The following is an 8,724-nucleotide window of genomic DNA, read 5'->3' on the forward strand; positions in this document are numbered from 1 at the left end:
GACCTCGATCCCACGACGACCGGCGCGATCCCCGAGCGGGCGGCGCCGGCAGCGCCCGACCAGCCCGAACCTGCGGCCGAGGCCGGCTACAGCCTGCTCCGGGCCGGCGCCGGCAGCGCCGAGCTTCAGGGCGCGGCCGGCCGCGTCCAGGTCTCGACCGGGTCCGAGCTGCCCGGCGCCGGCCGGGTGCTCGCCATCCGCAACACCGGCGCGGGCTGGGTGGTCATCACCACGCAGACCATCATCGGGCCGACGCGGCTGTGACCGGCCCCGGACGCCGCCCGGCCTCCCGCCCGGCAAGCCCCGAGCAAGGGACCGCGCCTAGAGCCGACTCCGCCCGAGCGCGCAGGATGGCCGACGCGATGACCCTTGAGACCCGGCACGAGGAGGCGCGGACGTGACCAGCACGCTCGCCAGCTACGCGGTCATCGCCCGGGACCTGTCCACCGCCCTCAAGCGCAAGGCGGCCGAGGCGACGGTCGCCCGCGAGACCGCCTATTACCAGGCGAATATCGGCAAGATCAGCTCGGTCGACGGCCTCCTGGCCGACCGGCGCCTCTACGCCTACGCCATGAAGGCCTACGGGCTTGAGGACATGACCTACGCCACGGCCTTCATGCGCAAGGTCCTGACGGAGGGCACGGCCACATCCACGAGCTTCGCCAACCGCCTCGCCGATGACCGCTACGTCGCCTTCGCCAAGGCCTTCGACTTCACCAAGACCTTCGGCGTCTCGGGCACGGGCACGGACGACCTGACGAGCCTCGGCGTCGCCGTCCCGGCGAGCGCCGCCCAGGCCACCGGCAGCCTCGCGCTCGCCGGCCCCTACGATTTCAGCGGCACCAACGAGGTCAGCCTCGCGGTCACGACGGCCCTTGACGCCAAGACGAGCCGCACGGCCACGATCGTGCTCAACCGGAAGTCCATGCTCGGCTACGCCGCGAATCTCGCCGCGGTCACGCCCTCCGAGATCGCCGCGGCGATCAACGGCCGGATCGCGGCGAGCGGCACCGCGGCCCTCGCCGGCAAGGTCGAGGCCTCCCTCGACACGAGCCACCGCCTCGTCCTCTCCACCACCACCTTCACCGATTTCGGGGCGGACGGCGTGGCGGGCGGCACGGACGAGAACGCCGACACGACCTATGCGAGCACCGGCTCGAAGCGCACGGTCCGGGTCGAGTCCGCCGCCCTCTCGGACGCCTCGATGACCGCCCTCGACATCGGCTTCGGCACCGGGACGGCGACCGACATGCGGACGAAGAGCGTGGTCGACGCCTATCTGCGCCAGTCCCTGGAGGAGGATGCGGGCGCCGAGGACACGGGCGTGCGCCTCGCGCTCTACTTCGCCCGCAAGGCCTCGAGCATCGCCAGCGCCTACGACTTCCTCGCCGATTCGGCGCTCTCCCAGGTCGCCAACACCCTCTCCGGCCTGCCGGCGACGAGCGGGGCCGCGACGAGCGACGCGCTGACGCGCCGCGCCGAGATCATCGCGAGCAAGATCAACATCGCGAGCCTCAAGGACCCCGCCAAGGTCGAGGCGCTGGCCAAGCGCTTCGCGGCGATCTGGGACGCCCAGAACAACACCCAGTCGGCGCCGGTGCTCGCCCTGTTCGGCGGCTCCGGCTCGGGCGACGGCATCACCGCCGACATGCTGACCAGCCTCCAGTCCCTCCGGTTCGGGGGCTGACCGATGCAGAACAGCCTCTACGTCGCGCTCTCGAGCCAGCTCGCCCTGGAGAAGCGCCTCAGCACCACGGCCCAGAACGTCGCCAACATGGCGACGGCGGGCTACCGCGCGGAGGAGACCAAGTTCTCGGCGGTCATGGCCCAGGCGACCCGCGGCGCGGTCGCCTTCGTGGGCGCGGGCGACACCTTCATCTCGCGGGCCGCCGGGCCGGTCACCAAGACCGATTCCCCCCTCGACATCGCCGTGCAGGGCGATGCCTGGCTCAGCGTCGGCGGCCCGAAGGGCCCCGTCTACACCCGCGACGGGCGCCTCACCCTGGACGCGACCGGGCGGCTCACCAACCTCGCCGGGCAGCCGGTGCTCGATCCCGGCGGCGCGCCGCTCCTGCTCGACCCGCAGCAGGGCCCGCCGACCATCGGCCGCGACGGCAGCATCATGCAGGGGATCAACCAGGTCGGCGCGATCGGCCTGTTCACCTTCGACCCGAAGGCCGCGATCAGCCGGGCCGGCCCGAACGCGGTGAGCCCGAGCCTGCCCGCCCGGCCGGTCCAGGACTTCACCCGCATCGGCGTGGTGCAGGGCCATCTGGAGGGCTCGAACGTCAACCCGATCCTGGAGATGACGAAGCTCATCACCATCCAGCGCGCCTTCGAGAGCGCCGCCGGCGCGACGGCCCAGTCGGAGAGCTCGCTCACCGACGCCATCAAGTCCCTCGGGCCGCAAGGGTAGGGAGGGCTCGGCGCATGGTGGGCGACGCGCTCGCACGTCTCGAAGCGGCGATGGCCGGGCTCGGCGCAAGCGGATCCGGGCAAGCTGGATCCGGCCAAGCGGGATCCGGGCAAACCGGGCTCGTGCGGTTCGGCGGCCGCGTGCGCGAGGTCTCGGCCAGCGCCTGCCGCGTCGGCGGGATCAGCGCCTTCGTCCGCCTCGGCGACCGCATGGGCTTCGAGGCGGAGGGCCGCGAGCAGACCGGCGAGATCGTGCGCATCGACGCCGAGGGCGCGACGCTGAAATCCTTCGAATCCCGGATCGAGGCCGGCATCGGCACCCGCGTCTTCCGCCTCGGCCCCGCCGAGCTCAGGCCCGACCCGAGCTGGAAGGGCCGGGTGATCGACGGCCTCGGCCGCCCCCTCGACGGGAAGGGCCCCCTGAAGGCAGGCGACCGACCCGCGCCCCTCGATGCCGACCCGCCGGCGGCCTATGCCCGCGCCCGGGTGCGGAACGCTCTTGGCACGGGCGTGCGGGCGATGGACCTGTTCACGCCGATCTGCGCGGGCCAGCGCATCGGCATCTTCGCGGGATCGGGCGTCGGCAAGTCGACGCTGCTCGCCATGCTCGCGGACGCCGCCGGCTTCGACAGCGTCGTGGTGGCCCTCGTCGGCGAGCGCGGGCGCGAGGTGCGCGAGTTCCTCGAAGGGCCGATCGCCAAGGCGAGGGACCGCGCCGTGATCGTGGTCTCGACCGGCGACGAGAGCCCGATGATGCGCCGTCAGGCGCCGAAGGTGGCGCTCTCCGTGGCCGAGTCCTTCCGCGACCGCGGCGAGTCGGTGCTGCTCATCGTCGATTCCGTCACCCGCTACGCCCACGCCGCCCGCGACGTGGCGCTCGCCGCCGGCGAGCCGGCCGTGGCCCGCGGCTACCCGCCGAGCGTGTTCTCCGACCTGCCGCGCCTGCTCGAGCGGGCGGGGCCGGGCCTGGAGGGCCAGGGCAGCATCACCGGCGTGTTCTCGGTGCTGGTCGACGGCGACGACCACAACGATCCGGTGGCCGACGCCATCCGCGGCACGCTGGATGGGCACATCGTCCTCGACCGGGCGATCGCGGAGCAGGGGCGCTACCCGGCGATCGACCTGCTCGGCTCGATCTCGCGCCTGGCCACCGAGGTGTGGACGCCGGAGCAGCGCGACCTCGTGCGCAAGCTGAAGGCGATGATGGCCCGCTTCGAGGAGACGCGGGACCTGCGCCTGATGGGCGGCTACCGCGCCGGGACCGACCCGGAGCTCGACCAGGCGATCGGCCTGGTGCCGCGCATCTACGACACGCTGCGCCAGGAGCCCGGCCAGCCGCCGAGCCAGGACGCCTTCCTCGAACTCGCCCAGGGCCTGCGCGGATGACCGGCACGCCCCCCTCCCAGCCCCGCGCAAGCCTGCGCCGGCCTAATGCGGCCGAGGCTTTCGCCGATTCCCAGCATCAGAATTCGAACCTGAAGGTGTCCGCATGAGTCTCATCGGCGTGCTCCGCACCGGCGTCTCGGGCATGAATGCCCAGTCGAACCGGATCTCGACGGTAGCGGAGAACATCCAGAACTCATCGACCACGGGCTACAAGCGCACCGCGACCGAGTTCTCCGCGCTGCTGCTCGATTCGGCGGATTCCGGAAGCTACAATTCCGGTGCCGTCGAGACGACGATCCGCCGCTCGGTGAGCGAGCAGGGCCCGGTCTCCTTCACCACCTCGCCGACCGACCTCGCCATCCAGGGCAACGGCTTCTTCATGGTGAAGGATTCGAACAACGGCTCGTTCCTGACCCGCTCCGGCAACTTCGTGGTGGACGGCGCCACCGGCGACCTCGTCAATGCCGGCGGCTTCACCCTGCTCGGCTACGGCCTGCTGGCGAATGGCGAGCCCGACATCGACGGCGGCCTGAAGCCCGTCAAGCTGCCGACCACCGGCCTGCAGGCCCAGGCCAGCACCGAGGCGAAGCTCGTCGGCAACCTGCCCGCCACGGCTGCGGTGCAGACGGCGGCACCGGGCACGGCGGCCGGCAGCTACAGCCAGAAGACCTCGGTGGTGGCCTACGACGCCCTCGGCCAGAAGGTGACCCTCGACGCCTACATGACGCGGACCGCGAGCGACACCTGGACCGTGCAGGTCTACGACCGCGCGACGCCGCCGGTGAAGCAGGGCGAGGGGACCGTCAGCTTCGACGCCAAGGGCCAGGTGACCGGCACGCCGAGCATCGCGCTGGCAGGCACCGGCGGCACGCCCGCGATGAGCGTGAGCCTCGCCGGCCTGACGCAGCTCGCCGCCGCCTACGACGTCAAGACCAGCGCCAACGGCTCGGAGCCCAAGGCCGGCACCGGCGTCAGCATCTCCACCGACGGCACCGTCTACGCCACCTATGCCGACGGCAGCCGCACCGCCACCTTCCGCATCCCGCTCGCGGACGTGCGCAGCCCCGACAACCTGCAGCCGCGCGCCGGCAACGTCTACGAGACCACCGCGGAATCGGGCGGCATCGAGATCGGCTCGGCCACCCGCGGCGGGCGCGGCACCATCAAGGCCGGCGCCCTGGAGCAGTCGAACGTCGATGTGAGCTCGGAGCTCACCACGATGATCGAGTCGCAGTCGGTCTACACCGCCAATTCCAAGGTGTTCATGACCGGCAACGAGCTGCTCGACACCCTGATGAACCTGAAGCGCTGACGGGCGCGGCCCGCGGCCGGGCCGGCTTCCGGCTCGGCCGCGGGATCACGACACCACCGGCGCGGGCGCCCCGCCCGCGCCGTCCCTCGCGGAGTCGACCGATGGGTCTCCAGCTCGCGCTCAATACGGCGCGTTCCTCGCTGCTCGCCACGTCGAGCCAGATCGCGGCCTCCGCGCGCAACGTCGCGGGGGCGAGCGACCCGGCCTATTCGCGCAAGATCGCGACCCTCGTCACGGGCGGGGGCAGCGTGCGCGTGGTCGTGGCCCGGGCCGCCGACGCCGCCCTGTTCGCCCGCAAGCTCACGGCGGCCTCCGAGGCCGCCTCGGGCGGCGCCCGGCTCGACGGGCTGAAGACCCTGGCCCAGACGATCGGCGACGCCGCCGACAAGACCTCGCCCGCGGGACGGCTCGGCGCCTTCAACGCCGCCCTCCAGGCCGCCGCCAACCAGCCGGACAACGCCGACCTCGCCCGCGCCGCGATCGACCGGGCGCGCGAGCTCGCCACCGGCCTCAACGAGGCGTCCCAGGCCGTGCAGTCGGTGCGCAGCGACGCCGACGCCGCGCTCTCGGCCTCGGTCACCAAGGTCAACGACCTGCTCGGCCAGTTCGACACGGCCAACCGCACCGTGATGCGCGGCCTCGCCGCCGGCGCCGACGTCAGCGACGCCCTCGACGACCGCGACCGGATCCTCGGCGCCCTGGCGGAGGAGGTCGGCATCTCCACCGTCGAGCGCGCGGGCGGGGACATGGCGATCTACACCGACGGCGGCGTGCCGCTGTTCGACCGCAGCGCGCGCAGCGTCGCGCTGAGCCCCGCCACCGCGACGGCGCCCGCCACCGTGGTGATCGACGGGGTCGCCGTCACGGGCGCCGACGCGCCGATGCCCCTCGCCTCCGGCCGCATCGCCGGCCTCTCCGCCCTGCGCGACGGGCCGGCCGCGCAGTACGGCGCGCAGCTCGACGCGATCGCGGGCGCCCTCGTCGACGCCTTCCGCGAGGGCGGCGGGGCGAGCGGGCTCGCGGCCAGGGCCGGCCTGTTCACGGTCGCCGCAGACGGGAGCCTACCCACCGGCACGGCGAACCTCGCCGCCCGGATCGCGGTCAACGCCGCGGTCGATCCGCAGCAGGGGGGCGATGCCGCGCTCCTGCGCGACGGCGGCCTGAACGGGGCGGCCTACCGCCAGAACCCGGCCGGGGGCGACGCCGCCTATCCCGACCGCCTGAACGCGCTCGCCGCGGCGCTCACCGCCCGGCGCGCCCTCGGCGCGGGCACCGAGATCGCCGCCACGACGAGCCTGTCCGACTTCGCCGCCGCCTCCGCCGGCTGGCTCGAGGGCCAGCGCAAGGACGCCACCGCCCGGGCCGACTACCAGACGACCCTGCTCACCCGCGCGAGCACGGCGCTGTCGAACGCGGTCGGCGTCAACGGCGACGACGAGACCGCGCTCACGCTCCAGCTCGAGCGCTCCTACACCGCCTCGGCCAAGATCCTCACCGTCGTGGACGAGCTGCTCAGAACCCTGATGGAAGCGGTGCGCTAGGCGCGCCGCAATCCGTCCTTCCCTTCCATTCGGACAGGCGTCCTTGCCGGCCATGATGACCACGAGCTTCATCTCCAGCCTCTCCTTCTGGAACGCGCCGCGCAGCGGCCTGTCCCGGCTGCAGGCCGACCTCGCCACGGCCAATGCCGAGGCGTCGAGCCTGCGCCACGCCGATCTCGGGCTGACCCTCGGCACGGGGGTCGCCCGCAGTCTCGGCCTGCGCCAGGGCACCGACGAGATCGCGGCGCTGAAGGATTCGAACGGGGTCGCCGCGCTCCGCCTGTCCACCAGCCAGTCGGCGCTGTCTCAGATCCAGAAGGCGGCGGACGCGATGTCGGCCGCGATCGCCGGCCTGCCGAGCGGGGGGCGCGCCGCGACGGCGGAGACGGCGGGCGCGAGCAACCTCGACGCGCTGCTGGCCGGCCTCAACGCCTCGGCCGGCGGCCAGTACGTGTTCGGCGGCACCAACACCCGGGAGAGCCCGATCCCGGAGGGCCGCGCGGCCGCGATCAAGGCCGCGGTGGCCGCGGCCTTCCAGACCGCCTTCAACACCGCGCCCGGCAGCGCGGGCGCGGCTTCCATCACCCCGGCGCAGATGCAGGCCTTCCTCTCCGACAGCGGCCCCGTCGCCGCGCTGTTCTCGGACGCGGCCTGGCAGGCCGACGTCTCGCAGGCCTCGAGCCGCACGCCGTCTGCCCGGATCTCCCTCAGCGAGACCGTCACCATCGGCGTCTCGGCCAACGCCGCCCCGTTCCGCACCGTCGCGATGGCCTACGCCATCGCCTCCGCCACCGGGCTGAGCGGGCTCTCGGCCGAGACGCAGGACGCGGCGACCGGCCGGATCCTCGGGCTCCTCAGCACCGCGAGCGGCGGCCTCGTCGCCCAGCAGGCCGATCTCGGCCGCCCCCAGGCCAAGGTCACGGCGGCCGATCCCCGCCTCGACGGCCAGGCCAAGCTCCTCACAGGCGAGATCAACCGGCTCGAATCCGTCGACCCGGCCGAGGCCAAGAGCCGGATCGACGCGCTGAGCACGCAGATGCAGATCTCCTACGCGCTGACCGCCCAGCTGCGGCAGCTCAGCCTCGTCTCCTTCATCTCCTGACCGGCCGGCCGGGCCCCGCGCGGCCCGGCCGCCGCAACACGACCCGGGACAAGACCGGGCATTCCAATAAACTTATTACGATCAGCAACTTGTATCGTGCTGCTCATGTTCCGTGACAGCATGCTCCCGACGGCCCGGACCACCGGGCGACCGACACGCGAGAAGGCATCGGCGCGAGATGTACCGGTTTTCCTATTCCGAGATCCTGGAGGACGCCGGGACGCTGAGCCGCGAGCGCGAGCGCCTCGCCTTCGACCGGGCGCTCGACATGCTGCGCACTGTCGAGGCGCGCGGCGCGACCGGCCCCGAGCGGACGGCGGCGATCGCCTACGTGCAGGATCTCTGGAACATCCTGATCGCCGATCTCCTCGACCCGGAGAACGGGTTGCCGGAGGAGTTGCGGGCCAACCTCGTCTCGATCGGCGCCTGGACCATGCGCGAGGTCGGCGAGGTCCTGCAGGCCCCCGAGCGCAGCCTCGCCGCCCTGATCGAGGTCAACACCTCGATCCGCGACGGCCTGCAGTGAGGACCGCCATGCGCCTCTCCCTGCGCGCCGGCGAGCGCGTCTACATCAACGGGGCCGTCCTGCGCGTCGATCGCAAGGTCGGGATCGAGCTCCTGAACGACGCCACCTTCCTGCTGGAGGGCCACGTGCTGCAGGCGGAGGAGGCGACCACGCCCCTGCGCCAGCTCTACTTCGCGGTGCAGACCATGCTGATCGCCCCCGCCGAGGCGGAGGCGGCGCGCGACCTCTACGCGGGCCTGCGGGCCGGCCTCATGGTCGCGACCCGCGAGCCCGTGCTCCACGAGGGGCTCCTCGCCGCGGACGCGCTGATCACGGCGGAGCGCCCGTTCGAGGCGCTGAAGGTGATCCGCGGGCTCTACGCCGCCGAGGCGGTGCTGCTCGCCGCAGCCGGCACCGAGCCCGCCCCCGCGCCGCCGGCGCTCCGGCCGGGCCCGGAGGCCCT

At 73.0% G+C, this 8,724-nt stretch carries 8 protein-coding genes and 1 pseudogene; all 9 read left to right on the forward strand.

What is annotated here, in order from left to right; all coding sequences use genetic code 11:
* Positions 1 to 264 (forward strand): annotated as a pseudogene (locus MET9862_RS27155) (hypothetical protein); the annotation flags it as partial.
* 133 nt (positions 265 to 397) lie between these two features.
* Positions 398 to 1,687, forward strand: coding sequence for a DUF1217 domain-containing protein (locus MET9862_RS27160; RefSeq protein WP_142586040.1), 1,290 nt, complete (start codon positions 398 to 400; stop codon positions 1,685 to 1,687).
* Positions 1,688 to 1,690: 3 nt separating this feature from the next.
* Positions 1,691 to 2,416 carry a flagellar basal-body rod protein FlgF gene (flgF, locus tag MET9862_RS27165; RefSeq protein ID WP_142586041.1) on the forward strand — a complete coding sequence of 242 codons (726 nt, stop codon included), beginning with the start codon at positions 1,691 to 1,693 and terminating at the stop codon, positions 2,414 to 2,416.
* A gap of 14 nt (positions 2,417 to 2,430) precedes the next feature.
* Positions 2,431 to 3,801, forward strand: coding sequence for a flagellar protein export ATPase FliI (gene fliI, locus MET9862_RS27170; protein WP_142586042.1), 1,371 nt, complete (start codon positions 2,431 to 2,433; stop codon positions 3,799 to 3,801).
* A gap of 103 nt (positions 3,802 to 3,904) precedes the next feature.
* Positions 3,905 to 5,113 (forward strand): flagellar hook protein FlgE, encoded by a 1,209-nt coding sequence (locus tag MET9862_RS27175; protein WP_142586043.1) that lies wholly within the window; start codon positions 3,905 to 3,907, stop codon positions 5,111 to 5,113.
* 101 nt (positions 5,114 to 5,214) lie between these two features.
* A complete protein-coding gene (gene flgK / locus MET9862_RS27180; protein WP_142586044.1) occupies positions 5,215 to 6,654 on the forward strand; it encodes a flagellar hook-associated protein FlgK in 1,440 nt (479 codons plus the stop codon).
* Positions 6,655 to 6,706: 52 nt separating this feature from the next.
* A complete protein-coding gene (locus tag MET9862_RS27185) occupies positions 6,707 to 7,756 on the forward strand; it encodes a flagellar hook-associated family protein (protein WP_142586047.1) in 1,050 nt (349 codons plus the stop codon).
* A 178-nt stretch (positions 7,757 to 7,934) separates the two neighbouring features.
* Positions 7,935 to 8,282: a flagellar biosynthesis regulator FlaF gene (gene flaF, locus MET9862_RS27190; RefSeq protein WP_142586045.1), complete on the forward strand. Its 348-nt coding sequence runs from the start codon at positions 7,935 to 7,937 to the stop codon at positions 8,280 to 8,282.
* Positions 8,283 to 8,290: 8 nt separating this feature from the next.
* A partial coding sequence (gene flbT, locus MET9862_RS27195) for a flagellar biosynthesis repressor FlbT (protein ID WP_142586046.1) occupies positions 8,291 to 8,724 on the forward strand: 434 nt, incomplete at its 3' end.

Origin of the sequence: Methylobacterium symbioticum (genome assembly GCF_902141845.1) — a bacterium.
Classification (GTDB): domain Bacteria; phylum Pseudomonadota; class Alphaproteobacteria; order Rhizobiales; family Beijerinckiaceae; genus Methylobacterium; species Methylobacterium symbioticum.

What these genes read in the sequence shown, in the direction of transcription:
- fliI (WP_142586042.1), top strand. Translation starts at nt 2,431, where the DNA reads ATGGTGGGCGACGCGCTCGCACGTCTCGAAGCGGCGATGGCCGGGCTC.
- flgK (WP_142586044.1), top strand. Translation starts at nt 5,215, where the DNA reads ATGGGTCTCCAGCTCGCGCTCAATACGGCGCGTTCCTCGCTGCTCGCC.
- MET9862_RS27175 (WP_142586043.1), top strand. Translation starts at nt 3,905, where the DNA reads ATGAGTCTCATCGGCGTGCTCCGCACCGGCGTCTCGGGCATGAATGCC.
- flaF (WP_142586045.1), top strand. Translation starts at nt 7,935, where the DNA reads ATGTACCGGTTTTCCTATTCCGAGATCCTGGAGGACGCCGGGACGCTG.
- flgF (WP_142586041.1), top strand. Translation starts at nt 1,691, where the DNA reads ATGCAGAACAGCCTCTACGTCGCGCTCTCGAGCCAGCTCGCCCTGGAG.
- MET9862_RS27185 (WP_142586047.1), top strand. Translation starts at nt 6,707, where the DNA reads ATGATGACCACGAGCTTCATCTCCAGCCTCTCCTTCTGGAACGCGCCG.